At 70.2% G+C, this 26,191-nt stretch carries 23 protein-coding genes; 12 read left to right on the top strand and 11 right to left on the bottom strand.

Annotated features, from left to right (window positions below; translation table 11 throughout):
* Positions 1-57 precede the first annotated feature (57 nt).
* Positions 58-1,575: a recombinase family protein gene (locus tag BSB02_RS15420; protein ID WP_084959487.1), complete on the top strand. Its 1,518-nt coding sequence runs from the start codon at positions 58-60 to the stop codon at positions 1,573-1,575.
* A 520-nt stretch (positions 1,576-2,095) separates the two neighbouring features.
* Positions 2,096-3,508 carry a replication initiator gene (locus BSB02_RS15415; RefSeq protein ID WP_084959486.1) on the top strand — a complete coding sequence of 471 codons (1,413 nt, stop codon included), beginning with the start codon at positions 2,096-2,098 and terminating at the stop codon, positions 3,506-3,508.
* Here the strand turns inward: BSB02_RS15415 and BSB02_RS15410 are convergent.
* Both BSB02_RS15410 and BSB02_RS15405 read right to left on the bottom strand, forming a co-directional pair.
* On the bottom strand, positions 3,475-3,666 hold the full coding sequence (locus tag BSB02_RS15410; protein ID WP_084959485.1) for a hypothetical protein: 192 nt from the start codon (positions 3,664-3,666) through the stop codon (positions 3,475-3,477). The two genes, BSB02_RS15415 and BSB02_RS15410, sit on opposite strands and share 34 nt — an antisense overlap.
* 2 nt (positions 3,667-3,668) lie before the next feature.
* Complete coding sequence (locus BSB02_RS15405) at positions 3,669-4,901, bottom strand: helix-turn-helix domain-containing protein (protein ID WP_158088636.1); 1,233 nt, start codon at positions 4,899-4,901, stop codon at positions 3,669-3,671.
* Between the two features lie 264 nt (positions 4,902-5,165).
* On the opposite strand from BSB02_RS15405, the gene BSB02_RS15400 reads away from it, so the two are divergent.
* The 3 genes from BSB02_RS15400 (at position 5,166) to BSB02_RS15395 (ending at position 7,171) form a co-directional block, all read left to right on the top strand.
* The gene (locus BSB02_RS15400; protein ID WP_143590702.1) at positions 5,166-5,438 is read left to right on the top strand and encodes a hypothetical protein; all 273 of its coding nucleotides are present in this window, start codon (positions 5,166-5,168) and stop codon (positions 5,436-5,438) included.
* Positions 5,438-5,608, top strand: a complete 171-nt coding sequence (locus BSB02_RS40580; RefSeq protein WP_158088635.1) for a hypothetical protein — start codon at positions 5,438-5,440, stop codon at positions 5,606-5,608. The genes BSB02_RS15400 and BSB02_RS40580 overlap by 1 nt, the downstream gene beginning before the upstream one ends.
* 732 nt (positions 5,609-6,340) lie before the next feature.
* Positions 6,341-7,171, top strand: a complete 831-nt coding sequence (locus BSB02_RS15395) for a ribonuclease Z (RefSeq protein ID WP_240506442.1) — start codon at positions 6,341-6,343, stop codon at positions 7,169-7,171.
* Here the strand turns inward: BSB02_RS15395 and BSB02_RS41455 are convergent.
* The 3 genes from BSB02_RS41455 to BSB02_RS15380 form a co-directional block, all read right to left on the bottom strand.
* A complete protein-coding gene (locus BSB02_RS41455; RefSeq protein ID WP_206184704.1) occupies positions 7,120-8,001 on the bottom strand; it encodes a class III extradiol ring-cleavage dioxygenase family protein in 882 nt (293 codons plus the stop codon). The genes BSB02_RS15395 and BSB02_RS41455 overlap by 52 nt on opposite strands.
* 168 nt (positions 8,002-8,169) lie before the next feature.
* Positions 8,170-8,916, bottom strand: coding sequence for an isocitrate lyase/PEP mutase family protein (locus BSB02_RS15385; protein WP_084959482.1), 747 nt, complete (start codon positions 8,914-8,916; stop codon positions 8,170-8,172).
* 107 nt (positions 8,917-9,023) lie between these two features.
* Complete coding sequence (locus tag BSB02_RS15380; protein ID WP_084959481.1) at positions 9,024-9,551, bottom strand: hypothetical protein; 528 nt, start codon at positions 9,549-9,551, stop codon at positions 9,024-9,026.
* A 501-nt stretch (positions 9,552-10,052) separates the two neighbouring features.
* On the opposite strand from BSB02_RS15380, the gene BSB02_RS40575 reads away from it, so the two are divergent.
* A complete protein-coding gene (locus tag BSB02_RS40575; RefSeq protein WP_158088634.1) occupies positions 10,053-10,196 on the top strand; it encodes a hypothetical protein in 144 nt (47 codons plus the stop codon).
* 154 nt (positions 10,197-10,350) lie between these two features.
* Here the strand turns inward: BSB02_RS40575 and BSB02_RS15370 are convergent, their stop codons facing one another.
* A complete protein-coding gene (locus BSB02_RS15370) occupies positions 10,351-11,133 on the bottom strand; it encodes a UTRA domain-containing protein (RefSeq protein ID WP_084959479.1) in 783 nt (260 codons plus the stop codon).
* Positions 11,134-11,271: 138 nt separating this feature from the next.
* On the opposite strand from BSB02_RS15370, the gene BSB02_RS15365 reads away from it, so the two are divergent.
* Entirely contained in the window at positions 11,272-12,777 is a 1,506-nt protein-coding gene (locus BSB02_RS15365) for an AAA family ATPase (protein WP_084959478.1), read from the top strand.
* Between the two features lie 83 nt (positions 12,778-12,860).
* Here the strand turns inward: BSB02_RS15365 and miaB are convergent, their stop codons facing one another.
* Entirely contained in the window at positions 12,861-14,333 is a 1,473-nt protein-coding gene (gene miaB / locus BSB02_RS15360; RefSeq protein ID WP_084959477.1) for a tRNA (N6-isopentenyl adenosine(37)-C2)-methylthiotransferase MiaB, read from the bottom strand.
* 214 nt (positions 14,334-14,547) lie between these two features.
* Here miaB and BSB02_RS15355 point away from each other — a divergent pair, with 214 nt between their 5' ends.
* The 5 genes from BSB02_RS15355 to BSB02_RS15335 all read left to right on the top strand — a co-directional run bounded on the left by BSB02_RS15355 (position 14,548) and on the right by BSB02_RS15335 (position 19,835).
* Positions 14,548-15,303: an amino acid ABC transporter ATP-binding protein gene (locus BSB02_RS15355; protein WP_084959476.1), complete on the top strand. Its 756-nt coding sequence runs from the start codon at positions 14,548-14,550 to the stop codon at positions 15,301-15,303.
* A 20-nt stretch (positions 15,304-15,323) separates the two neighbouring features.
* A complete protein-coding gene (locus BSB02_RS15350; protein WP_084959475.1) occupies positions 15,324-16,193 on the top strand; it encodes a glutamate ABC transporter substrate-binding protein in 870 nt (289 codons plus the stop codon).
* 60 nt (positions 16,194-16,253) lie between these two features.
* Positions 16,254-16,922 (top strand): amino acid ABC transporter permease, encoded by a 669-nt coding sequence (locus BSB02_RS15345; RefSeq protein ID WP_084959474.1) that lies wholly within the window; start codon positions 16,254-16,256, stop codon positions 16,920-16,922.
* Complete coding sequence (locus tag BSB02_RS15340) at positions 16,919-17,827, top strand: amino acid ABC transporter permease (protein ID WP_084959473.1); 909 nt, start codon at positions 16,919-16,921, stop codon at positions 17,825-17,827. Before BSB02_RS15345 ends, BSB02_RS15340 begins: the two co-directional genes overlap by 4 nt.
* 121 nt (positions 17,828-17,948) lie before the next feature.
* The gene (locus BSB02_RS15335; RefSeq protein ID WP_084959472.1) at positions 17,949-19,835 is read left to right on the top strand and encodes a S9 family peptidase; all 1,887 of its coding nucleotides are present in this window, start codon (positions 17,949-17,951) and stop codon (positions 19,833-19,835) included.
* Positions 19,836-19,875: 40 nt separating this feature from the next.
* Here the strand turns inward: BSB02_RS15335 and rny are convergent, their stop codons facing one another.
* The 4 genes from rny to recA form a co-directional block, all read right to left on the bottom strand.
* Positions 19,876-21,486: a ribonuclease Y gene (rny, locus tag BSB02_RS15330; protein ID WP_084959471.1), complete on the bottom strand. Its 1,611-nt coding sequence runs from the start codon at positions 21,484-21,486 to the stop codon at positions 19,876-19,878.
* A 378-nt stretch (positions 21,487-21,864) separates the two neighbouring features.
* A complete protein-coding gene (locus BSB02_RS15325) occupies positions 21,865-22,728 on the bottom strand; it encodes a CPBP family intramembrane glutamic endopeptidase (protein WP_084959470.1) in 864 nt (287 codons plus the stop codon).
* Between the two features lie 319 nt (positions 22,729-23,047).
* Positions 23,048-23,797: a recombination regulator RecX gene (recX, locus tag BSB02_RS15320; protein ID WP_084959469.1), complete on the bottom strand. Its 750-nt coding sequence runs from the start codon at positions 23,795-23,797 to the stop codon at positions 23,048-23,050.
* Positions 23,798-25,064: 1,267 nt separating this feature from the next.
* Positions 25,065-26,162, bottom strand: coding sequence for a recombinase RecA (gene recA, locus BSB02_RS15310; protein WP_084959467.1), 1,098 nt, complete (start codon positions 26,160-26,162; stop codon positions 25,065-25,067).
* Positions 26,163-26,191: the final 29 nt, after the last annotated feature.

The following is a 26,191-nucleotide window of genomic DNA, read 5'->3' as shown; positions in this document are numbered from 1 at the left end:
CCGTAACCACAACGGGTAGAACCTTCCTAAGAGTGGTATCTCAAGGAGGTCTCCCCGATGGAGTCGGGCATCCCAGTCGTATCGTATGCGCGCATTTCGGCGGACAACCGTGGCGACGAGCACGGGGTCAGGGACCAGCACAAGGTCAACCGGGAGACGGCCGCCCGGCTGGGCTGGACCGTGGTGGCGGAGTTCACCGACAACGACAAGTCGGCCGCCAAGGCGGACGTCTACCGCGACGACTTCGAGGCCATGCTGAAGGTCCTCAAGGCCGGGAAGCTGCCCGATGGCAGGCCGGTTCAGGGCGTGGTCATCGTGGCGGAGGATCGGCTCGCGCGCCGCCCCGGCGACTATGAGCGGTTCGTGGAAGCGATCACCTACAAGGATGGCCGGGTCTACGCCGACGCTCGGGGGTCGAAGGACCTCTACAGCGAGGACACCGAGAGCATGGGCCTGTTCGGTGCGGTGATCTCCAAGATGGAGGTGCGGAAGATGCAGCGCCGGATGCGCCGTTCCCATCAGGCTCGTGCTGAGCAGGGCAAACCCGTGGGCGGTCCTCGCCCGTTCGGCTGGCTTCCGGACCGCTTGACGCTCCATCCCGAGGAGGCTCCGCTGCTCCGCAAAGCCGCTCTCGACTTCGCGGGCGGGCGCTCCCTGGATTCCATCGTCAAGGAGTGGCGTCGGCACGGCGTCCTGACCTCGCGCGGGAACCCGTGGATTCGGATGACGCTGCGGTCGGCGCTGGCCAATCCCCGCCTGTGCGGCTGGCGTGCGATCGGCGGCGAGCTGGTGCGCGACGCCAAGGGAGAGCCGATCGTCGGCCAGTGGGAACCGATCTTGACTCCCGAGGAGTGGCAGGCGGTCATGGCGGTCATGAACGCCCGCAAGGGTCACTGGGTGAACAGAGACGGCTCGGTGGGGTCGCCGATACCGACTGATCAGCGGGAACATCGCTACCTGCTGTCGGGCATCCTGCGCTGTGGCAAGCCCAAGCCGGAGGGCGGGATCTGCAACAAGCCTCTTCGCTGCCGTCCGGGCAAGAGCGGCGTCGGGCCGCACGTCTACCTCTGTCCTGGGAAGTCGGACGGCGGATGCGGCGGCATCTCCCGGCGCGGCGACAAGATCGACGAGTTCATCTCGGAAGCGCTGCTGGCGAGTCTGGAAGAGAAGGAACTCCGGCGGCGGAAGGAGCGGCCTGCCGCGTGGGCAGGAGAAAAGGAACTGAACGCAGCGAAGAAGCGCCTGGACGAACTGTCCGCGCAGTGGGACGAAGACAAGATCAGCAATGAGCTGTTCTTCAAGCTGGCTCCCCAGCTCGAAAAGAAGATCGCCCGGCTGCGCGCCGAACGGGACAAGCATCAGGCGTCGATCGAGCGGGCGCGCGTCCGGGCTGCTCTGGACGTGGAAGACCTGCGGCGTCGCTGGTACATCCCCGAGGAAGAGGGCGGGCTGCCGATCTCCACCAAGCGCGCATACCTGCGAGAGGCATTCCACGCGATCATCGTTCGCCCCGCCGTACGCGGTCGGCGCGACTTTGACCCCGATCTTCTGGAACCGATCTGGCGGGAAGATTGACTCAAGCGGGAACTGTCAGTGGTGTCGGGTAGTTATAGATCACACGGAGACACGCAAGAGACTACGGGCACCACGAGTCGTGCGGTCGGGGTAGGCTCCCGGCCACGGGTAGCGCCCATCGAGCCAGAGGGCTCGGGAACAGCTGACACTGAAAGCCTCATAAAACAACAAAAGTGAGCCGGGGTGAGCTCCCGGCACGGGTGGCGCCAGCGGGGTTCCCGCAAGATAGCCGAAACAGATAGCTCAAACTCCAAAACTCTCGAAGACGACTCGTCCGAGCCTCAGGCGGCTGATCCAGCGGTCTGACGCTCTCCCGTTGTCGTACCACTGGCGTGCCTCCTTCCGCCGAGAGGAAGGAGTGGAGTTTGGGCAATGAACCGAGCGCGGAAGCCCGCGCATGGGGCAAGAAGATCGCTGCACAGCGGCCCCGATGGTCTGACGAGAAGTGGCGGCGCATCGGGCTCATCCTGGGCATCGAGATCAGCGGTGATCTCCCAGCGGAGGATGAGGGACGGGCCGCATGACGCTCCCCGATCTTCCCGAGGACATGAGGGCCGCACTCCAGCGCGCATCCGCGCCCGACTTCGCCCGCTGGCTGCGCATGGTCTACGCGACGGGTGGCTGTGCGCAGCCCATCCGGCTCCGGGGCGAACGGATCACCCTCGACGCCCGGACGGGCGAAATCCTCGACATGTACCGCACTGCCGACGAGCCGACCGGTTTCCTGCTCACCGCCTGCGGCAACCGCCGGGCCTCCCGCTGTCCCGCCTGCTCGGCCACCTACAAAGACGACACCTTCCATCTGATCATCTCCGGCCTGCGCGGTGGCAAAGGTGTGCCCGAGGGAGTCAGCGCGCATCCGCGCGTATTCGCCACCCTCACCGCTCCGTCCTTCGGTGCGGTGCATGCCCGTCGTGAAGAGGGCGGGAAGGTCCGCCCCTGCCGTCCCCGGCGCGATCATCCGCTGTGCCCGCACGGCCGCCCGGAGAGCTGCGGCGTACGGCACGCCGAAGACGACCCACAGCTCGGGCAACCGCTGTGCGCCGACTGCTATGACTACCGGGGCGCGGTGCTGTGGAACGCCCATGCTGGCGAGCTGTGGCGGCGCTTCGCCCAACGCCTTCCCGCCGTCCTCGCCGAACTCGTGGGCATGAGCCGGGCCGACCTGCGCCGGGTGCTGCGCGTCTCCTATGCCAAGGTCGCCGAGTACCAAGCGCGCGGACTGATCCACTTTCACGCCGTGATCCGCCTGGACGGACCGGGCGGGCCGACCGATGATCCCCCGCCCTGGGCGACTGTGACTGTCCTTGATCAAGCCATCCATGCCGCCACTCGGCAGATCGCCATTCCGGTTCCCGAGTCGTGCGGGGCGCTGCGTTGGGGTGATCAGGTGAAGGTGCTGCCCGTCTACGTCGCGGCCGATCTCGACGGCGTGAGTGATCAGCGTGTGGCTGCCTACGTGGCCAAGTACGCCACCAAGGGCGCGGAGTCGGCTGGCACGGTGGACCGGCCCGTCAAGAGCGCGGGGGATGTCTCCTCGCTTCAGGTCACCGAGCACGCGCGGCGCATGATCTATACCTGCTTCGCGCTGAGTCGGCTGCCTGCCTACCGGGACATACCCTTGCGGCAGTGGGCGCACATGCTCGGGTATCGCGGCCACTTCTCCACCAAGAGCCGTCACTACTCAACGACCCTGGGGGCGCTGCGCCTGGCCCGTGCGGAACACCGCGCCGCACGGACCCGCGCGATCTCGGGACTTCCCGAGTTCGATGATCGGGAAACCCTCACCCTCTCCGAGTGGCGCTATGCGGGTAGCGGCCTGCTCGACGGCGAACAGTTCTGGGCCGAGACCGTTCGGCAACGCATCGTGACGGCTCGCAGGATCGGACGCGAGAGCAGTCAGGAAGCGTCCGGGTCGGATCCACCGCTGTAGTGGACCAGGAGGCGGCGGCGTCCTTCTTCGGAAACCAAGTCATCCTCGACGCCGGGTTCGTACAGCGGTGGACCGCCAAGCTCGATCTGCGCGACCACCGTCACGTCTTCGACGGACACGCCGATCTCCTCGGCGACCTGTTGCAGTGTGTAGCGCATGCTCAAACCCTGCTGGCACTCGACGCTGAGGTCAACTCGGCTGCAAGATCATGCTTGCCGTACTGCTCGGCGGTGCGGACGAGCATGCGAAGATCAGCGGAGATACGTGCCGACGTGACGCCGGACGCCTCGGCGGCTGCCCGTCGCGCCTTCGCCTCGCCTTCGTCGTAGTTGCCAGCACGGATGTCCAGGATGGCCAGACGGGTGAGGCATCGGAGCCCGGTACGGGTCCGTTCCGGGTCGAGTGTGCTCATGGCTGCGGTCAGGCGTTCACGGGCACGGTCGTCCTCGCCCAGGGCGAAGAGGGCAAGCCCCAGGGCGCTGTCGTGGTGGCCTGGTGAGACGGTGATGTGACGTGCCCATGCCGGGGCGAGCGCTGGTGTTCCCCGTGACAGCGCGGCCTCGGCTCGCTCGACGTGGCGTAGCCCGGCCGCACGGTCGCCGGCGGCGGCGCAGTGTCGAGCGGCTACGGCATGGAGGTTGGCTTGCTCGGCGGAACTGATCCGCTCGTCGCCCAGAGCCATGCGAAGGATCTCGACGCCGTCTGAGGGTCTGCCCATGTCGGTGAGCACCGTAGACAGATCGAGCATGATGTGCGCTCTCAGGTCACGGTCTGGGCCGCGTGCGGCGCTGTCCAGGGCGAACGTCAAGAGCTGCATGGCCCTCGGTGGGGTGCCTGCGTCGAATGTCGCCCATCCGAGCCGGTCGGCAAGAAGCCCCGTCGCTGAGAACAGGCGCTCGCGGAGATCCGGGGCCATGCGACGCTCGGTGAGGCTCACGGCCCAACGGAGCGCACCGCGTGCCATCGCTGCTGCCATCGCCCCGTGCCGGGCCAAGTCGACGCTCATATAAAGATCGGTGGCCCTCTCGACGGCTTCGACCTCGGTCAGCCCCACGTAGGCCGGTGGGCTCTCGGTGAACCCGTCGAACAGACGGGCAAGCGGCTCCAGAGCTGCGGCTCCAACCGATGCCGCCGCGATGGAGCTGAGCAGACTCCTCCGCTTCACATCCTCGAAGGTATCGGCATCGGGGTCGTCACTGTTAGTAGCTGACGTTGCGGCAACGGGCACGCCCAGAGTGATTTCGTAAGCGCGCACCAAGGCCGGGGTCACGGGCCGCTGGCCTCGCTCGACCCGGCTCAGATGCCCCTTCGACATGCGCGTCTCCCGGGCGAGATCGTCAAGACTGACTCCCCGGGCCTCCCTGAGTGCCCGTAGATCCTGGCCGGTCGTCACGTGCTCGTGTCCTTCCCGGTGAGGTTGCCGCACTTACGTTGCGGCAACTCCGCAACGGTGACCCCAGAGTTACCAACGCCAATGCTAATTACCAGGTCGCGGGGGTGACTCCCGTATAGCGCGGTTCGGTGGCTGAGGGGTGCCGGGCGCGCACGAGAGGGGCTGGGCACTCTCGCGACCGATCAGAAGAGGACTGATCGGAGGGTAGAGATGCCGGGCGCTCCCGCGTTGGTCGCCGTTGGTCCGTGTGCGTCGGCGGAGCTGTTGCGGCTGGCGCTTGAGAAGCACCACATCCGCGCCGACGTTCACGACGGGTACGGGCTCGCGCTGGTGTCCGTCTGGGTGGGCCTGGTTGTGTGGTGCGACGGTGAACGGTTCTGGTGGCGGTCGGGCTGGGATGACCGGCGTCAGCGGACGGTCTACGCCTGGCACCCCGCCTGCGAGCCGGAGCGGGCCGCTCACCGTATCGCCCTCCGCTATCGCACCCTGCGCGCCGATCAGCCCCGGCCGCACGCGGCGAACGGAGGGGAGCGCTGATGTACTCGGTTCCGATGCGCCTCCCGCACTCCGGCGGCTCTCCGAGCCCGGAGTACGTCCGTGACTGCCTGATCGCCTTCTTCGGCTCCTGGGAGAACGCCGTGGCCAGTCCGGACGGCCGCGCGGTGATCGCCCGCTACCTGGCCCCGCCTGACGACCTCGACCCCTGAGACGGGGCGCGATACGGGGCGCGATGGGACGGCACATCCTCGGGTCGGCGCGGTCGTGAGGATGCCCCGTCCCCGTCCCGTCGCGCCCGCAGCGGGACGGCAGCGCGGGGATCGTCCAGCCTTCCGGGTGGCTGGACCAACGCCGCATCCCGCGCTGCCGTACCCCCATGCGTGGGCCGGATCATCCCACGGCCCACTCCTCCCCCGCCCCCGCACAGCCGCCCGATTGTGTGTCCCGACCGAGGGGTCAACTCCGGCTTCCGACGCCGGTCCCCCGTCCGGCTTCCACGCGGCCACACCCCCGAGCCGCACAGCCGGAGTTGACGCCGACCGAGGGACACGAACAATGGGCGCGCGGGGGCGGGGTACGGACAGCAACCCGCACGCTGACACGCTCTCAGGGCAAGATCATCGCCGGTGTCCGTTGATCGCGTGTTTCCTCTGGGCGGGTGCTGCTCGCGGGGCCGTCGCCCGCGTGCGGCGGCGGGCGCGTACGGCCCCCCAGGGCCGCATGCGCAAGCCCGCCTGGCCGCTGCGCGGGCGAGCGGCCTGCGGCGAGCGAAGCGAGCCCTTGACCCTGTAGAGAAACTTCTCGCCGATCATGCATCGGCACACCAGCGCATGAGCGTCCCATGCCCTGAAAGACGAGGTCAGCCGTACAAGGTAGCTATCCGGGGACCCCAACAAATCCGCGCGCACATCTTGCATTTAGACAACAACTAAGGCTACCTTCTGCGATGGGACGGCCAGGGCGTCCTGTTCGACCCGGGCGAGGGCACCCAGCGGCAGATGTCCCTGGCGGGGGTCAGCGCGCACGACATCGACTGGATCTTCGTCACGCACTTCCACGGCGACCACTGCCTGGGCCTGCCCGGCGTCATCCAGCGCATCGCCCGCGACGGCGTCCCCCACCCGGTGCACGCGGTCTTCCCCGCCTCCGGCGAGCACTACTGGCGGCGGCTGCGCCACGCCAGCGCCTTCGCCGACACCGACGTGCTGGTCGAATACCCCATCTCGGGCGAGGTGGCCCAGATCCCGCCCGTGACCGCGATGCGCCTGTCCCATCCCGTCGAGTCCTACGGCTACCGCCTCCAGGAGCCCTCCGGCCGCCGCATGCTGCCGGACAAGCTGGAGGAGTACGGCATCCGCGGCCCGGAGATCGGCGAGCTGCAACGCACCGGCTCGGTGCGGGGTGTGCGCCTGGAGCAGTGCAGCGCGCCTCGCCCCGGCCAGAGCATGGCCTTCGTCATGGACACCCGGCTGTGCGACGCGGTGTTCGCGCTGGCCGACGGGGCAGACCTGCTGGTGATCGAGTCGACGTTCCTGTCGGCGGAGGCGGCGCTGGCGCGGGAGTACGGGCACCTGACCGCGCTGGAGGCTGGCCTGGTGGCCGCGCGGTGCGGGGTGCGGCGGCTGGTGCTGACGCACTTCTCCGAGCGGTACGGCGCGGCGGAGGAGCCGCTGTTCCTGGAGGAGGTGCGGCGCGCCTACGACGGCGAGGTGATCCTGGCTCAGGACCTGATGCGCGTCCCGGTGCCGCGCCGCCAGAAGGCCGCGAAGTAGCCCACGCCGTAGGGGGCCTCGTCGGCGAGCAGACGGCCCTCGAACCCGTCATCGCCCGCCGCCCCCGCCAGGACCTGGAGCGCCGGGCGGCCCCCGACCCACAGCCGGGCGGCCTCGGCGGGGTCGAGCCGGGCGAGCGCGGCCGGTTCCGCGCCAGCCAGCGCGCGCACGATGAGCTCGTTGTACGGCTGGGCCGCCGGGTCGAGGTAGCCGGGCGCCTTCTCGGTCAGGCGGGCCGAGCCGTCGGCCATCACGAGCAGGCCCACCCGGCGTTCGCCCGCGGCCAGGCGCGCGCCCAGGGCCAGGCACTCGCCGCGGGGCGCGTCGGCGGCGACGGCCTGGAAGCCGTCCGCGGCGGGCGCGGTGCGGCGGGCCAGGAGGCTGCCGGTCAGGGCGCCGGGACCGTCTTCGCCGCCCTCGGCGGCCCTGCCGACGTGGCCTTCGACAGCCCTGCTAGGACCGCCCTCGGCGACCCTGCCGGCGTGATCCTCGGCAGCTCTGCCGGGGCGGTGTGCGGGGTCCTGGCGGCGGTCTGCGGCCTGGTGGAGCAGCCAGCGGCCGATGGTCAGCGACAGCGGAAGCACCGGATCGCCCTCGCCCACCCTGACGTCCACGCCCCAGGGCTTCAGCGACCCCGCCGCATGCCGGCCGTACGACTCGGTCCGCGGGCCCGCGCCCACCACCAGCAGCACCTCGGGGCCGGCGCTCCAGAGCGCCTCGACGGCGGCCAGGCACGCGGCGCGGAGCCCGTCGAGCTCGGGCGCGGCGGCGCCGGCCAGCTCCGGGACGAGCAGCGGAGGGTGGGGACAGACGGCCGCGGCGACAAGCACGGACGCCAGGTTACCGGCCGAGCCCGGCATGGAGGCGGCGGAGCAGCCCGTGCAGGACCTCGCGCTCCTTTGCGGTCAGGGCGCGAGGACCTCCTCCCGCACGGCCCCGACCGGTCCGAGGCAGTCCCGGCCGGAAGTGATCCCGACCCGAGGCGGCCCGCTACAGCCTCAGCCTTCCCGATACGGGTCGCGGCCCTCGCGCACGGCGCCGATCAGCTTCACCGTGTAGGCGTGGACGGCCCGGTGGAGGCCGTGGCCGTAGCTGATCCTGGCCACGCCGAGCCCCGCCAGGTCGGCCAGGGAGGGCGCGCCGGGCCGGAAGAGGATGTTCACCGGGCCGCCCACCTCGGCGACGAACGCCCGGATCTCCTCGGCGTCGGCCAGGCCGATGGGGTACACGCAGTCGGCGCCCGCCTCCAGGTAGGCGCGGGCGCGCTGCACGGCCTCCTGCCGGGTGCGGGAGCCGTACAGGTAGGTGTCGACCCGTGCGTTGATCACCAGGTTGGGGTCGGCGGCGCGCACCTCCGCGAGGAAGGCCGCCTGCGCGCCGGGATCGACCATGGTCTCGGTGCGCGGGTCGGAGTCTTCCAGGTTGCAGCCGACGGCTCCGGCGGCGGCCAGCGCCTCGGCCAGCTCGCGCGGCTTGAGCCCGTAGCCCCGCTCGACGTCCGCCGTCACCGGCACGCGCGCCACCCGGGCGATCCGCGCGACGGCGGCGAACATCTCGGCGGGCGGGGTGTGCTCGCCGTCCTCGTACCCCAGCACCTGGGCCACCGCCGCGCTGCCGGTGGCGATCGCCGCGAACCCGGCGTCCTGGACCGCCCGGGCCGAGGCGGCGTCCCAGACGTTGGGCAGGATCAGCGGGGTTCCCGGCACGTGGAGAGAACGAAGGGTCGCGGCATGCTCTGTCGTCATGCCGCGACCTTACGAAGGCGAGTGGACTTGTCCGAGATCCAATGGCCGGGGAAACCGGCAAGCCACTCGGCCGGAGCCCGGCCGGATCGCAATCCGGCCGGGACAGGTCAGCCGCAGCCGCTCTTGGCGCACTGGCCGGAGACCAGGCCCGCCGGGCCGTCGGCCGGGCTGTCCTCGGCGGGCGCGCCCGACGGCTTGGTGGTCGGCTTGGTGGTCGGCTTGCTGCCCGCGGACCCGCGGTCGCCGTCCTGGTCGTTCCGCGCCGCGGGCTTGCCTTGGGACCCGTCCTGGGGAGCCGGGTTGTACGGCGCCGCGTCCTGCGGGGTGTCGCCGCCGTCGGCCTGGCCACCGTCCTGGGACTCCTCGGCGGGAGCGGCGTCCTGCGGCTCCTCGACGGCGTCGGGATCCCGCGGCTCGGCCTGTTGCGGCCGGCCCGCCTCCTGGGTCGTCGATCCCGCCGCCGGGGTGTCGCCCGCTCGGGACAAGGCGAACCCCACGCCACCCGCCGCAAGCACCGCCACCAGGGCGGACGCGGCGATCACGATCGTTTTGGCATTCTTCTTGCGCCTGTCCGGCCTGCGGTCCTCGGCCGGGCCCGTCAGGACCTCCAGGCGCTCGGGCACCTGCCCTTCCATGTGAACAGCTCCTGCACTCGATTCGGGAAAGCGCATCGGCTTTCGAGGGTGAGGGTCCACACTAGCCGCATTGATGCAATGCTCGCGCTGCAATCACAAAGGAATCACGACTTGTCGCTCATAAACGACATATCACCAGCTCGGCGGCCCAGGACGGCGGCGATCATTGGAACGATCTCAGCGGTCGCAGGGGCGGGCCTGGGAATCCCGTTCGCCATTCTTGATCGGGAAAGCGGTGCTATCAATGATCGTTTCCGGCCGCCTTCTCCCTCGCCGACCGTCATCCTGTGGGCCGAGCCGGTCGCCGCGCCTCCCCGGAGATGGGTCCGGCGCGTCCCCGCTCCCGCCCCGCGCATCGCCGTACCCGGCGTGACGGACCCCGCCGGCACGGACGGAACATCCTCCCGCAGGCCCGGCACGGAGGCGACCATGAGGGCGGGCACGACACCCGGCACGGCACCGGACACGGCACCGGACACGGCACCGGATATGGCACCGGATATGGACACCCGCCCGGACGCCCGCTCGGACGACGCAGCCGACACGGCGGCACGCCCGCTGGTCCCCGACCCCTGCGCCACCTTCCGCGACTTCCGCCGCGACTACTGCCATCAACTGCTCGGCCGGCTCACCCGACCCCGATAGCGCAGCCGGGCGGTACGGCCGACGGCAGCCGACTCGCAGGCGCGCTCGACCCCGGCGGCAGGTCCTCGACCGGCCGCCGGTTCGCCCGGCGGTCGGCAATCCGCCCGAACCCGGCATGGGGCAGTGCCATCCAGGCGGCCACCTGGGTGGTCGCTCAGAACTCGTCGTGCCCGGAGACCTGCCCGATGGTGAAGACATGCCTGGTGGCGGCGCAGATCGTCTCCAGCACATGGACCGGCGTGCCCTCTGTCGAGTAGCTCGCCCGCAGCACCTGGACCACCCACTCCCCCGGATCCAGCTCCAGCGTCTCGCGCTCGAAGGCGGTGGGCGGACGGGCGGTCAGGGTCTCCTCCGCGTGGCCGAAGGCGTACCCCAGGGCGGTCAGCGCCGATTGGAGCGAGGGGCGCACGAACCCCGGTTCGGCCAGCCGGGTGCCGCCGAACAGGTCGGCGCGCAAGTAGCTGGTCGCGATGCGCACGGGCACGTCGTTCGCGGTCATCGTCTTCCGCCGGGCGATGACCTCGGTCCCGGGGTCCACCCGCAGGCAGGCCGCCACGTGATCACTGGCGGGCTCCGGCCCGACGTAGAGCATCCGGCGGCCGGCCCTGAGCCCCTGGCGCTCCGCCTCGGCCAGGAACAGTGACTTGGAGCCCCGGACGGCGGGTTCGGTGGGCAGGGCCCGCCGCACCAGGACCCGGGGCGCCGGCGCGGCCGGCCCCTCCCGCATCTGGGAGACGCGCCCGGGTGAGACGCCGAGCCGCCGGGCGATCTCCTCCAGGCTCATCCCGGCCTCGCGGGCCTCGGCGATGGCCTGGCGGCGCATCCTGGCCGCCTCGGTGGCCAGGCCCTGCTGCTCGGCCATGAGCCGGCTGAGGACGCGGGCTCGCTCCAGGGGGTCGCCGATCTCCGCGACCTCCCTCAGCGTCTTCAGATCCATCCCGGCGGCGCCTCCTCGACAGGGCCTCAAGCGATTGTAGGTCCCCTAAACCAGGCGAGCCGCTCACGTCCCAAGTGCTCGACGGACCCTTCCTCGCCCTAAGATAGACGTAATACATTACAACGTAATGGAGTACGTATGCCCTATCTCCCGAAGCCGTCCGATCTGTTCGACCGCGCGGCCGAATGGGGGGAGCTGACGACCTTCATGGCGCCGGGCGGCCCCGACAGCCTCCGGCTGGGCGTCGTCTACGGCCGCCGCCGCCAGGGCAAGTCGGAGATCCTTCAGCAACTCTGCGACGCTACGGGCGGCCTCTACACCCTCGCCTTGGAACAGCATGCCAGGCCGATGGCCCTGCAGCGGTTCGCCGACGAGCTGGCCGCCTGGGCGGGACTGCCCACCGGACTCGGCTTCACCAGTTGGGAAGGCGCCCTGGAGACAGCCGTCACCATCGCCGGCGACAAGGCGCGCCGGTCAGGCAGCCCTCAGCTCATCGTCATCGACGAGCTGCCGTTCCTGATGACCCATTCTCCTGAACTGCCCGGCGTCCTGCAGTGGCTTTATGACGCCTACGGGCCCATGCGCGGCGGCGGACGACCACCCGTCCGGCTCATCCTCTGCGGCTCCGCCCTGTCCGTCATGTCGGACCTGCTCAGCGAGAGCAAGGCCCTGTACGGCAGAGCAATGCTCAGCATCTGCCTCGACGCCTTCGACCACGTCACCACCGCGGAATTCTGGAAGATCGACGACCCGGAAACCGCCTTCAGGCTCCACTCGATCATCGGCGGCGTTCCGGGCTACCGCGCGCTGACGGCCGCGCTGCCGAGCCCACGGTCCGTCCACGAGCTGGACGAGTGGCTGATCCACACCGTGTTCAACCCGGCCCACGCCATGTTCGACGAGGTTGACCTCCTCTTCAGCCAGGAGCCGGGCGTCCGCGACCGGGCGATGTACTACGCCATCCTCACGGCGATCGCCAACGGCGAGTCGACTCCGGCGAGAATCGCCTCCCGGCTGGAACGCGACGCACGAACGATGTCCTATCCGCTCAACGTGCTCAAACGCTCCGGATTCATCTTCTACGACGAGGATCTCCTCCACCACCGCAAGCCTGTGATCGCCATCGCTGACCCGATCATGCGCTTCCACCACACCATCACGCTGCCCAGGCTGCAGTTCTTCCAGCGCCGCGGCCAGGCCGCACGGGCATGGGCCCAGGCCCAGCGGACGTTCACCGCCCAGATCCTCGGCCCGCATTTCGAGCATCTGGCACGGGAGTGGACGATAACTTCGCTCGCCGATCGGACAGGCCTGGAGATCGGATGGACCGGAACCACCTCCGTCGCCTGCCGCGAACACTCCGTCAGCCATGAGATCGACGTCGTCAGCCTCGCCCTCGGCGACATGCCGCGCACCGGCTCCGCCCGCATCGTGCTCTTGGGCGAGGCGAAGTGCACCAACCGTCCGCGCGACCCGCGCGACGTGGCACGCCTGGAACACATCCGTGACCTCCTCGGCCCGCGCGCCCAGAATGCCCATCTGGCTCTCTTTAGCCGCACCGGATTCCACCCGGACCTCATGGCCATGCGCAACCGAGGCGATCTGGTGCTGGTGAGCCTGGAGGAGATGTTTCCCAGGTCCTAGGACGTTCCGAGGTGGACCGGGGGCAGGCGGGCGGGGCAGGGGGATGTCGAAGGGCTTGACCGGCCCTCTCGCCTTAACCGGCCCTATCGTGCGGCGCAGCCGGTGGTGGCCGGCAACGGAGCAGGGCGGCCGATCGACGGCATGCCGAGCATGACGCCCTTCGGCCCCGGCGACCCGCCCTGGCGCGCCTCCCAGGCGTCGCCCGCTCTGGTACGGCGCAGCGACCTGATCGCGCCGTCGGCCACGAGGTGGTGCGGCGCGGCGTAGGTGACCTCGACCGTGACCATGTCGCCGGGCCGGGGCCGCTCGCCCTCGCCCACGGCGAAGTGCACCAGCCGGTTGTCGGGGGCGCGGCCCGACATGCGGCGCGTGGCCTCGTCCTTGCGCCCCTCCCCCTCGGCGACCAGGACCTCCAGCACGCGGCCCACCTGCTTCTTGTTCTCCTCCCAGGAGATCTCCTCCTGCAGCGCCACCAGCCGCTCGTAGCGCTCCTGGACGACCTCCTTGGGGACCTGGCCGTCCATGGTGGCCGCCGGGGTGCCGGGGCGGATGGAGTACTGGAAGGTGAAGGCCTGGGCGAAGCGGCTGTGCCGTACGACGTCCAAGGTCGCCTGGAAGTCCTCCTCGGTCTCGCCGGGGAAGCCCACGATGATGTCGGTGGAGATGGCCGCGTCGGGCATGGCGGCGCGCACCCGCTCGATGATGCCCAGGTAGCGCTCGGCCCGGTAGGAGCGGCGCATGGCCTTGAGGATCCGGTCGGAGCCCGACTGCAGCGGCATGTGGAGCTGGTGCATCACGTTGGGCGTCTCGGCCATGGCGGCGATCACGTCGTCGGTGAAGGCCGCCGGGTGCGGCGAGGTGAAGCGGACGCGCTCCAGGCCCTCCACGCCGCCGCAGGCGCGCAGCAGCTTGCCGAACGCCAGCCGGTCGCCGAACTCCACGCCGTAGGTGTTGACGTTCTGGCCCAGCAGCGTGACCTCCAGCACGCCCTGGGCGACCAGCGCCTCGATCTCGGCCAGGATGTCGCCGGGGCGGCGGTCCTTCTCCTTGCCGCGCAGCGACGGGACGATGCAGAACGTGCACGTGTTGTTGCAACCCACCGAGATCGCCACCCAGGCGGCGTAGGCGGACTCGCGCTTGGTGGGCAGCGTCGAGGGGAAGACCTCCAGCGACTCCTTCAGCTCCACCTGCGCCTCGCCCGCGATGCGGGCGCGCTCCAGCAACGCCGGCAGCGAGCCGATGTTGTGGGTGCCGAAGACCACGTCGACCCAGGGCGCCCGCCGTACGATCTCGCCCTGGTCCTTCTGCGCCAGGCAGCCGCCCACGGCGATCTGCATGCCGGGGTTCCTCTGCTTGGCCGGGCGCAGGTGGCCGAGGTTGCCGTAGAGCCGGTTGTCGGCGTTCTCGCGCACGGCGCAGGTGTTGAACACCACGACGTCGGCCGTCTCGCCTTCGGGCACGGGGACGTAACCGGCCTCCTCCAGCAGGCCCGACAGGCGCTCGGAGTCGTGCACGTTCATCTGGCACCCGTAGGTGCGCACCTCGTAGGTCCTCATCGCACTATCAAGGGTAGGCGTTCCCGGGGCCTTGCCGTACGGACCTTTGGGACGAGCACCTATGTGCCTTTGAGGTCGGCAGGTATGACGCTTTGGTGCGAGCATCCAGATCGCCGTCCGCAGCGGCACGCTTGACGGTCGTTTGACCTGCCGTGATCGGATCGGTACCAGTCGGTTAGTGACCAGCGTCTTTACTGCCTCTACGTTGTGACCCATGACGGACAACGGTGACGGCGCTCCGCTGATCGAGTTGGAGAACGTCAACAAATACTTCGGGACGCTCCATGTTCTGAAGGACATCAACCTGACCGTCTCCCGTGGCGAGGTGCTCGTGGTGATCGGTCCGTCCGGCGGCGGCAAGTCGACGCTGTGCCGGACGATGAACCGGCTGGAGACCATCGACAGCGGGAAGATCATCTTCGACGGGCGGGAACTGCCGGCCGAGGGCAGGGCGCTGGCCGCGCTGCGCTCCGAGGTCGGCATGGTCTTCCAGCAGTTCAACCTCTTCGCGCACAAGACGATCCGGGAGAACGTGACGCTCGGGCCGACCAAGGTGCGCAAGACCCCCAAGGAGCAGGCCGACAAGCGGGCCATGGAGCTGCTGGAGCGGGTGGGCATCGCCAACCAGGCGGACAAGTACCCCGCCCAGCTGTCCGGCGGCCAGCAGCAGCGCGCGGCGATCGCGCGGGCGCTCGCCATGGACCCGAAGATGGTCCTGTTCGACGAGCCGACCTCGGCTCTGGACCCGGAGATGGTCCAGGAGGTGCTCGATGTCATGATCGGGCTGGCGCGCGACGGCATGACCATGGTCGTCGTGACCCACGAGATGGGGTTCGCACGCCGGGCCGCCAACCGGGTGGTGTTCATGGCCGACGGTCAGATCGTGGAGGAGACGACGCCCGACGAGTTCTTCACCAACCCCAAGACCGACCGGGCCAAAGACTTCCTGTCGAAGATCCTTACGCATTGAGAAAGCCGAGGTATCCCCTAATGCGCTTCCGTCGACTCAGCGCCGCCGTCGGCGCCGCGGGCCTGCTGGTAGCGGGCCTGGCGGCCTGCGGCGGAGACAAAACGTATGCGACCGTGCTGGAGAAGGTGCAGGACGGCGGCACCGTCGTGGTCGGGACCAAGTGGGACCAGCCCAGCCTGGGCCTGAAGAAGGGCGCCGAGCCCGAGGGCTTCGACGTGGACGTCGCCAAGGCCGTCCTCAAGGAGATGAACGGCGGGAAGGACGTCCAGATCACGTGGAAGGAGTCGGCCTCCTCCAACCGTGAGCCCTTCCTCCAGAACGGCACCGTGGACATCATCTTCGCCACCTACTCCATCACCGAGGCGCGCAAGCAGAAGGTCACCTTCGGCGGGCCGTACGTCGTCGCCCACCAGGACGTGATGGTCCGCGGGAACGACACGAGCATCAGCACGCCGCAGGACCTCAAGGGCAAGCGGATCTGCAAGGCCGCCGGATCCAACTCCTACAAGCGCATCACCGACCCGCCGCCGGACGGCCAGCTCGACCTGGACGCCCAGCTGGTCGACGCCGCGAACTACTCCGAGTGCGTGCAGAAGCTCCAGGGCAACAACCTGGACGCCGTCACCACCGACGACCTGATTCTGGCGGGCTTCGCCAAGCAGGCCGCGGCGTCGGGCGGCCAGTTCAAGGTCCTGGGCCAGCCGTTCACCGACGAGAAGTACGGCGTCGGCCTGAAGAAGGGCGACACCAAGACCTGCGAGGCCGTCAACGCCGCGATCAAGAAGCTGTGGGACAACGGCACCATGAAGCAGCTTCAGGAGAAGTGGTTCGGCGGCATCCAGGGCCTGAAGCTGACCGAGTCCGCGCCTCCCGCCGAGGGCTGCGCGTAGCCGGCATGTGACGCGGCGGCCGGGCCGTCCGGCCGCCGCCGTCCCCTGCAGTGGAGCACGATGGACGAACTCATTCAATACGGCCCCTTCCTCGCCGAGGGCTTCCTGGAGAACATCAAGCTCGCTCTGGTCGCCGGGGTCATCTCCCTGATCTTCGGGACGGTCCTCGTCTCGATGCGGGTCTCCCCCACGCCGGTGCTGCGCGCGGCGGGCACGATCTACGTCAACGTCGTGCGCAACACGCCGCTGACGCTCGTGCTGGCCTTCTCGGCGCTCGGCCTCAGCGACACGCTCGGGTTGACCTTCTCCACCGTGCCGCGGGTCAACTCCTTCTGGGTCGTGGGTCTGGGCCTGGCCGCCTACACCTCGGCCTTCGTCTGCGAGGCGCTGCGCTCGGGCATCAACACGGTGCCGCTGGGGCAGGCGGAGGCGGCCCGCTCGATCGGCCTGACCTTCATGCAATCGCTGACGCTGATCATCCTGCCGCAGGCGTTCCGCTCGGTCATCGCGCCCCTGGGCAGCGTCATGATCGCGATGATCAAGAACACCACGGTGGCCACCGCCGGCGGCTACCTGGCCGACGCGGCGGCCAACATGAAGGAGGTCTTCGACACCACGGGCGCCTCGATCCCGATCTTCCTCGGGATCGTCCTGGCGTTCATGGCGGTGACCCTGCCCGTCGGCTACTTCACCGGCTGGCTGGCCCGGCGGCTGGCGGTGGTCCGATGAGCACCACCTCCGTCCTGTTCGACGCGCCCGGCCCGCGTGCGCGGGTGCGCAACGGCCTGCTCACGGTCGTCAGCATCATCGCCGTGGGCGCGGTGCTGTACGGGATCTACCGCGGCTTCGACGCCAAGGGGCAGTGGGAAGGCCGGATCTGGGAGCCGTTCATCCGGTGGGAGACCTGGGACGTCTACATCATCCCCGGCTTGATCGGCACCCTGCGGGCGGCGGCCGTGGCCGCCGTGCTGGCCCTGGTGTTCGGCGCGGTCTTCGGCCTGGCCCGGCTGTCGGACCACGCCTGGATCCGCGTCCCCGCCGGGCTGGTGGTCGAGGTCTTCCGCGCCATCCCCCTGCTGCTGCTGATCTTCTTCATCTTCTACCTGCTCCCGACCGTGATGGGCGGCGGCGACTACGCCTTCATCGCGGTGGTCCTGGGCCTGACGCTGTACAACGGGTCGGTGCTCGCCGAGGTGGTCAGGGCCGGCGTGCTGTCTGTGCCCAAGGGGCAGTCGGAGGCGGCCTACGCGGTCGGCATGCGCAAGAACCAGGTCATGCGCCTGGTCCTGCTTCCGCAGGCCGTCACGGCGATGATGCCCGCGATCGTCAGCCAGCTGGTGGTGCTGCTGAAGGACACGGCGCTGGGCTACATCATCGCCTACGTGGACCTGCTCAACACCGGGTTCAAGATCCTGCCGGCGGCGTTCTTCGGCTCGCTGATCCCCGCCGCGATCGTCATCGGCGTCATCTACGTGGCGCTCAACATGGCGCTCAGCGCCTTCGCGACCTGGCTGGAGAAGCGCAGCCGCCGCAGCCGCAAGACGGCGGCGCCGCCCGTGGCCCCGCCCGGCCCCGCCGCGGTGCCCATGGGCCCGGCCACGCCGGGCAGGACAGCTCTGGAGGGAATGGAGTAACAGGAGCGCGCGAGGCTTCGAGCAGCGCGCGGAAAGCGCGCTTCTCGAAGCCTCGAAGAGCCGTTCTCGAACGCCCGCAAACGGGAGGCGAGGGCCGAGGTTTTTCGGGCAGGATTCCGCTATGCCCGCCGTGCCGTACATCCCATGGCCCTCACCCATCGCCACCTCCGACGTCGCCCGCTCCGGCCGGGGCCTCGGCTGGCCCGCCGTACGCGGTGAGCAGGTGTGGTGGGCCGAGGACCGGCCCGAGGAGGGCGGGCGGACGACGATCATGCGCCGGGCCGCCGACGGCGTCCGCACGGAGCTGCTGCCCGCGCCGTGGAACGCCCGGACGCGCGTGCACGAGTACGGCGGGCGGCCCTACACGGTGACCGACGACGGCCGCGTGGTCTTCGCCAACCTCGAGGACCAGCGGCTGTACGTCGTCGAGGACGACGGGCCGCGGGCGCTGACGCCGGACGACGGCTGCCGGTACGCCGACATGTCGGTGCGTGACGGCCAGATCTGGGCCGTGCAGGAACGGCATGACGACGACGGCAAGGTGGTCCGGGCGATCGTGTCGATCCCGCTCGACTCCGGCGAGCCGGTCGAGCGCGTCACCGGGAACGACTTCTACGCCTCGCCCACCCTGTCCCCCGACGGGGAGCTGCTGGCCTACATCTGCTGGAACCATCCGCGCATGCCGTGGAACGGCACCGAGCTGCGGCTGACCCGGCTGGCGGACGGCAGCTCGTGGACCGTCAAGGGCGGGACCAGCGAGTCGGTGCTCGCCCCCCAGTTCCTCGACGACTCGCACCTTTGCCTGATCTCGGACTGGTCGGGCTGGTGGAACCTCTACCGGATCGGCATCTACGGCACCTCCTCCCAGGCGCTGTTCCCGGCCGAGGAGGAGTTCGCCTGGCCGCTGTGGAACCTGGGCGGCCAGCCGTACGCGATCCTCGGCGACGGGCGCCTCGCCGTCCTGCACGGGCAGGGCGACATGCGGCTCGGGCTACTCGACCCCGACTCCGGGACGCTGACCGACCTGGAGGTGCCCTACTCGGGGTGGCTCCCGGCGCTGGCCGCCGACGGCGGGACGCTGGTCGGGGTGGGGTACGGCCCGGCGGTGCCCACCTCGATCGTGCGCGTGGACCTGGCCACCGGGCGGGTGGAGGGGCTGCGGCGGGCCGTCGAGGAGCTGCCCGACGTGGCGTATCTGCCCAAGCCGGAGAAGGTGGAGTTCACCGGGCGGTTCGGGCGGCGGGTGCACGCCATCGTCTACCCGCCGACGAATCCCGACATGTCGCCCGAGGAGCAGCCTGAGGGGGCCGGGGAAGCCGGGGAAGCCGGGGAAGCACCGCCGTACGTCGTCTCCGTCCACGGCGGGCCCACCGGGCACGCGGTGACCGCCCTGGACCTGGAGAAGGCGTTCTTCACCTCGCGCGGCATCGGCGTGATCGACGTGAACTTCAGCGGGTCCACCGGGTACGGCAGAGCCTACCGGGAACGGCTGCGCGGCCAGTGGGGCGTGGTCGACGTCGAGGACGCCGTCGCGGCGGCCGAATGGCTCGTCTCCTCCGGGCGGGCGGATCCGCGGCGCATCGCGATCCGCGGGGGCAGCGCGGGCGGCTGGACCGTCATGGCGGCGTGCTGCCGGTCCGACGTCTTCGCCGGAGGGGTGTCCTACTACGGGGTCAGCGCCCTGGGGCCGTTGAACGAGCACACGCACGACTTCGAGTCGCGGTACGTCGAGTGGCTGGTGGGACCGGACGACCCGGCGCTCTACGCGACGAGGGAACCGCTCGCCCTGGTCGACGGGGTCCGGTGCCCGATGCTGCTGCTCCAGGGGCTCGACGATCCGGTGGTGCCTCCGGAGCAGTCCAGCGCCTTCGCGGACGCGCTGGCCGAGCGTGGGGTGCCGTGCACGTACCTGACCTTCGAGGGCGAGTCGCACGGCTTCCGCCGCGCCGAGACCCGCTCGGCCGCCCTCGCCGCCGAGCTGGCCTTCTACCAGCAGATCTTCGGCTGACCGTCCGGCGTGCTCGTCCGCGTGCCCGCGCCGGTCGCCGTCACCGCGCGAACTCGGTCGCCCGGGACTCCCGCACCACGGTGATCCGGATCTGCCCGGGGTAGGTCAGCTCCTCCTCGACCTGCTTGGCCATGTCGCGGGCGATGACCTGCGCCTGGATGTCGTCCACGGAGTCCGGCTTCACCATGATGCGGATCTCCCGGCCCGCCTGCATGGCGAAGACCTTCTCCACGCCCTCGAACGACGCCGCGATCTGCTCCAGCCGTTCCAGCCGCTTGACGTACGCCTCCAGCGACTCCCGCCGGGCACCCGGACGGCTCCCGCTGATCGCGTCGGCCGCCTGGGTCAGCACCGCTTCGACCGTCCGCACCTCCACCTCGTTGTGGTGCGCCTCGATCGCGTGGACGACGTCCTCCGACTCGCCGTAGCGCCGGGCGATCTCCGCCCCGATCAGCGCGTGCGACCCTTCGACCTCGTGCGTCAGCGCCTTGCCGATGTCGTGCAGCAACGCGCAGCGCTTCAGCAGCGCCCGGTCCAGCTTGAGCTCGGCCGCCATGATCCCGGCGATGTGCGCGGACTCGATGAGGTGCTTGAGGACGTTCTGCCCGTAGGAGGTGCGATAGCGCAACTGCCCGAGCAGCAGCGTCAGCTCCGGGTGCATGTCGGTGATCCCCAGCTCCACCAGCGCGTCCTCGCCCGCCCTGGCACACAGGTCGCGCACCTCGGCCTTGCTGCGCTCGTAGGCCTCCTCGATGCGCTGCGGGTGGATGCGCCCGTCGAGGATGAGCTTCTCCAGCGTGAGCCGTCCCGTCTCCCGCCGCACCGGGTCGAAGCAGGACAGCAGCACCGCCTCCGGCGTGTCGTCGATGATCAGGTTCACCCCGGTGGTCGACTCGAACGCCCGGATGTTGCGCCCCTCCCGGCCGATGATGCGGCCCTTCATCTCCTCCCCGGGCAGGTGCAGCACGCTGACGACCGACTCCGCCGTCTGCTCGGCGGCGATCCGCTGGACGGCCAGCGTCACGATCTTCGTGGCGCGCTTCTCGCCCTCCTTGCGCGCCTCGCTCTCGATCTCCCGGACGATCAGCGCCGCCTCGCGCTTGGCCTGGTTCTCGATCTCCTTGATCAGCTCCGCCTTGGCCTGGTCGGCCGTGAGCCCGGCCACCCTTTCGAGTACGGCTCGGCGCTCGTCCTCCAGCTGCAGCAGCTCCTCGCGCCGATCCGCCAGCTCCGTCTCGGTCTCGGCGAGCTTGCGCTCGCGCTCCCCCTGGCGCTTGGCCTCCTCATCGAGCCGCCGCTCGCGCTCGGCGAGCCGCTTCTCCCGGCGTTCGAGGTCGGCGCGGAGCTCCTTGAGCTCGTCCCGGAGGATCCGGCTCTCCTCCTCGACCTCCCGGCGCATCTGCAGGGCGCTTTCGGCGGCGGCCTCGGAGCGGCGCAGGATCTCCTCGGCGTCGGACTCGGCCTTGTCGCGGATCTTGCCGGCCTCCAGCTTGGCCCGCGTGATCTCGTCGTGCGCCTCCGCCAGCTGCTCGGGGGTCGGCTTGGTCCCGCGCGGCGTCGCCGTACGGCGGATGACCAGGATCAGCGTGGCGATCGTCACGAGGGCAAGCAGGAGCACCACCACTGTCAGCACCACGACCAGCGTCCCCATGGGTGCCCCGCCCTCCTGCTCTCTCGCGGCCTGAAAACGGGAGGGGTCACAAGCGCGGCGCGGACGGCCCGATCGGCGTCGCCACCAGGACCGATAGCAAGGCGACCGTCATCAAGCCAAGACGAAGCAGGCACCGACCCGGTGAGCCGGCACCGTCCGCGTCTCGGTCAGTCAAACTCGCTGGTTGGTAGTTCACCGTATGGCGATCCGCACATCGCGGAGTAACTCCTCACTGCCGTCGAGGTTATGCGTCGAAGAGGTAACGAGCAAGCAAAGCTGACTTTGCTAGCGTGTCCGAGCACATACACTGCGATGTTTTACCCGATATATCGACTCCTACCGATATATCACCATTTAACCTCTGTGGGATGTTCCGGACTACAGTCTGGCGATCAGCATCGGGACGAACACCAGGTTCACCGTGATGTGGATGAAGAGGATCACCCAGACGTTGCGGTACCGCGACCACAGGTAGCCCACCATCAGCCCGAACACGCCCTGGAAGGCCACGATCGTGGCAAATCCCAGGACCACGGCGTCGGGAGAGATGCGGGTGGTGTGCATCAGGGCGAAGAGCAGCGAGGAGACCATGATCGCGGGCCACCTGCCGTACAGGGCCTCCAGCCTGGTCTGCAGCCAGCAGCGGTAGAAGATCTCCTCCAGCACGCTCGCGGTCAGCAGCGTGATCAGCGACCCGACGACGAGCGTGACGGGATCGGGCAGCTGCTCGGGCAACGGCATGGCGAACGGGCCCACCTGGGAGAGCAGGAACCACGCCGCCACGGCGGGCAGCGGCGCCACCCACGTGACCGGGGCCGGGATCGCGGCCGCCCGGGGGCCGTCGCCTCTCGTCACCCTGAGGACGACGAGTGGGACGACGAGGAGCAGCAGCACCTTCACCAGGGGATACAGCAGGCCCTCGGCGAACGGCACCACGGCGGCCACCAGCAGGGCGAGCCCGGCGAGTGTCCAGGCTTCCTTGCGCAGCCGGTCTGGCGGGAGGCCGGTCAGCGGTACCGGCACGTCCCTGCGGGGCGGCACGAGCCTGGCCAGCACGATGGCGGCGAGCGGCGGCAGGATCGCGCCCCACAGCGGCAGGCCCGGCGCGCTGGGATCGAGAGAGGGGCTGATCCGGGTGTGGCCGGTGAGCAGGAGCCAGGCGTAGGCGAGCCCGTACGCGGCCAGGCCCGCACCGGTCAGGACCCGCGCCGCCGACGTGCTGAGAACGGGGGTCGATGGCATGCCTTGATCATTTCACGGCGGTCGGGGCCGGCTTCCCTCTGAGGGCTGACTGTGGATATCGGCCGATGGTTGTACACAGGCTCGCCACGCGCCGTCCATGCGGGTGGGTGAAGGGGCGATGCGTCGGACGATGGAGGGTGGGCGGGGCTGTCTCGCCGAGATGAGGAAGGTTGGACAGGGCTGTCGCGTCAGAACGTGGGAGGCCGGACGGGACTGTCGCGTTGGGACGCGAAAGGTCGGACGGGACTGTCGCGTCGGGACGAGGGAGGGTGGACGAGGCTGTCGTGGCAGACCGTGGGAGGTCCGACGGTGCGGAGCGTCAGCAGAAGTCGTCCTCCACCTCGACGCCCTCCTGCTCCAGCGCCTCCCGCACGACCCGGTACGCCAGCCCCGGCGAATAGCCCTTCCTGGCGAGCATCCCCGCCAGCCGCCTGATCCGCGCCTGGGCCTCCAGCCCTCGCGTGGACGGCAGCTTGCGCTCCACGAGCCGCCTGGCGGTCTCCAGCTCTTGCTCGGGGTCTAGACGCTCGACGGCGTCCCGCACCGTGTCCTGGTCCACGCCTCGGTGCCGGAGCTCGGCGGCGAGCGCGCGCCTCGCCAGCCCCCGGCCGTGGTGCCGCGACTCCACCCACGCTTCGGCGAACGCCTCGTCGTTGATGAATCCGAGCTCCGTGAAGCGATCCAGAACCGCCTGGGCCACGCCGTCGGGCACGTTGCGCTTACGCATCGCCTCGGCGAGTTGGGCCCTGGTCTTGGGCGCCATCGACAGCAGGCGCAGGCAGATGTTGCGCGCCACCGTCTCGGGGTCGGCGTCCGGCCCCTGGCTGGCGAGGGACCCCTCGTCCGGCCCGTCCGGCAGACGACTCCCCCGCCCGCGCCCACTCGACCCACGCCCACTCGACCCACGCCTACCCGAGGCACTCCCACCCGGCGCACGGCCATCGGACATGCCTCCGTCCGACGTAAGGTCAGCCGACGTACGATCGTCGAACACTCCGCCACCCGACGTACGACCGTCGGACACTCGGACACCCGGCGCACGACCACCCGATGGACGGCCGTCCGACATGCCTTCGTCCGACGCCTGGCCAGCCGACGTACGCCCGTCCGGCGCGCGGCTCCCCGATCCGCGCCCCCACCGCTGCCGGTATCCCCGGCCCCGGCCCTTGACCTGGTGTTCCCCCTCCTCACTCCTCGCTTCACGGGGTCCTGCCACGGGGGGCGTGTCCTCGCCGGTCTCCTCCTCGGGTCCCGCCGCTGGCGACGCTCTCCCGCCAACCGGCGTCTCGGATGCTGCCGCCGGAGTCTCTTCCCCGCCGACACCCTCCACGGAACCCACAGTGGACGGCTCTGTTCCGGAGACCTGCGCCCCGGATACAGCCCCTGGAGACGCCTCCCCACCGGTCCCTTCCCCAGGTCCCGCAGGCGGAGACGCTGCCCTGCCGGAACCGTCGCCCGTCCGGCGATCCGCTACGGCCTCGGCCGCGTCACCGGGCCCGCCGTCTCCGCCCCAAGCTCGGCGCTCGCGATCGCCGTGCTCGCGATCCACGGGCGCGGAGGCGCCGTCCCCAGCAGGAGCATGCTCGAAATCGCCACGCTCCCCTGGTCCGCCACCCTCACCCTGCCGCCACGCAGTCCCTTGATCAGCACGAGAGCGCCAGAACGCCTCCTGCTCGGGCCAACCACCCGATTCGCCCCCGCGCCGGCGCGCACCCGATCGACCCGGCTCCGGCCACCAGCCCGGCGAGCCCGGCGCATCCGCCCCAGGCCCTCCGGAACGCCCGCCATGCCCCTCGGCCGTCTGCTCGGCACGCCTGCGGCGGCCACGGCCGCGGCCGCGCCCACGCCTGGCCGGCCGGGACCCGTCGTCCCCGGATGCGAGCCCGATCAGCGGCCCGCTTCCATCGTCCCCGGAAGCAAGGCCGGCCAGCGGCCCGCTCCCGTCGTCCCCGGAGGACAGCCCGAAGAACGGATGGCCACCACCGTCGTCCTCCTCCGAGCCGGACTCGAAGAAAGGATGCCGACGCTCTTCCTGCCTCGGCTCCTGCGGCGTCGAGGCACGCCGCCCCGGCGGCTCCGGCCAGGCTCCCCAGTCGCGAGGATGCGCGGGCTGGATCAGCGAGGGCTCATGCCCACCCGGCGCCGCGCCGGAGGACGCCTCGGCAGCGGATTCCCCCTGGCCTGCAGGATCGCGAGGCGCATCCGCGTCCATCCCAGGTCACCTCCTCATCCTCCAGCCGGACCGGCCCCGTGCCAGGCCAAGCGGGGACCGCCGCTTCCGGGGCCCGGCTCCGCACTCGTCGGGAGCCGGGCGACCCGCGCGAGACCGCGACCGGTCAGACGTCGCCGGGCTTGGGGGCGGCGGGAGCCTTGGCGCCACGCGCCGGGGCGGGCGCCGCGACGGCGGCGTCGGCGGCCGGCTCGGCCGGAGCGTCGAGGCGAGGCCCGACGCCCAGCTTCTCCTTGATCTTCTTCTCGATCTCGTTGGCCACGTCGGGGTGGTTCTTGAGGAAGTTGCGCGCGTTTTCCTTGCCCTGGCCGAGCTGCTCGCCCTCGTAGGTGTACCAGGCGCCGGCCTTGCGGACGAAGCCGTGCTCGACGCCCATGTCGATGAGGCCGCCCTCGCGGGAGATGCCCACGCCGTACAGGATGTCGAAGTCGGCCTGGCGGAAGGGCGGGGCCATCTTGTTCTTGACGACCTTGACCCTGGTGCGGTTGCCGACCGCCTCGGTGCCGTCCTTCAGCGTCTCGATGCGGCGGATGTCGAGCCGGACCGAGGCGTAGAACTTCAGCGCCTTGCCGCCGGTCGTGGTCTCGGGCGAGCCGAACATGACGCCGATCTTCTCGCGGAGCTGGTTGATGAAGATGGCGGTGGTGCCGGTGCTGCTGAGGGCGCCCGCGATCTTGCGCAGCGCCTGCGACATCAGGCGGGCCTGGAGGCCGACGTGGCTGTCGCCCATCTCGCCCTCGATCTCGGCCTTGGGCACCAGGGCCGCGACGGAGTCGATGACGATGATGTCGACGGCGCCGGACCGGATCAGCATGTCGGCGATCTCGAGGGCCTGCTCGCCGGTGTCGGGCTGGGAGACAAGGAGGGCGTCGGTGTCGACGCCGAGCTTCTTGGCATACTCCGGGTCGAGCGCGTGCTCGGCGTCGATGAACGCGGCGATGCCGCCGGCCCGCTGGGCGTTGGCCACCGCGTGGAGCGCCACCGTGGTCTTGCCGGAGGACTCCGGACCGTAGACCTCGACGATCCTGCCCCGGGGGAAGCCGCCGATGCCCAGCGCCACATCCAGGGCGATGGATCCCGTCGGGATCACCTCGATGGGGGCCCTGGCGTCGTCGCCCAGGCGCATGACGGAGCCCTTGCCGAACTGGCGCTCGATCTGTGCGAGGGCAGTCTCAAGGGCCTTCTCGCGGTCGTTGATAGCCATGGGATCTCCCCTTGGAGGATCGTCGTGGT

The sequence above is a fragment of the Thermoactinospora rubra genome (assembly GCF_002093975.1).
Taxonomy (GTDB): domain Bacteria; phylum Actinomycetota; class Actinomycetes; order Streptosporangiales; family Streptosporangiaceae; genus Nonomuraea; species Nonomuraea rubra_A.
Note: the sequence above shows the minus strand (reverse complement) of the source record. Positions and strands in the feature narration are given on the sequence as shown.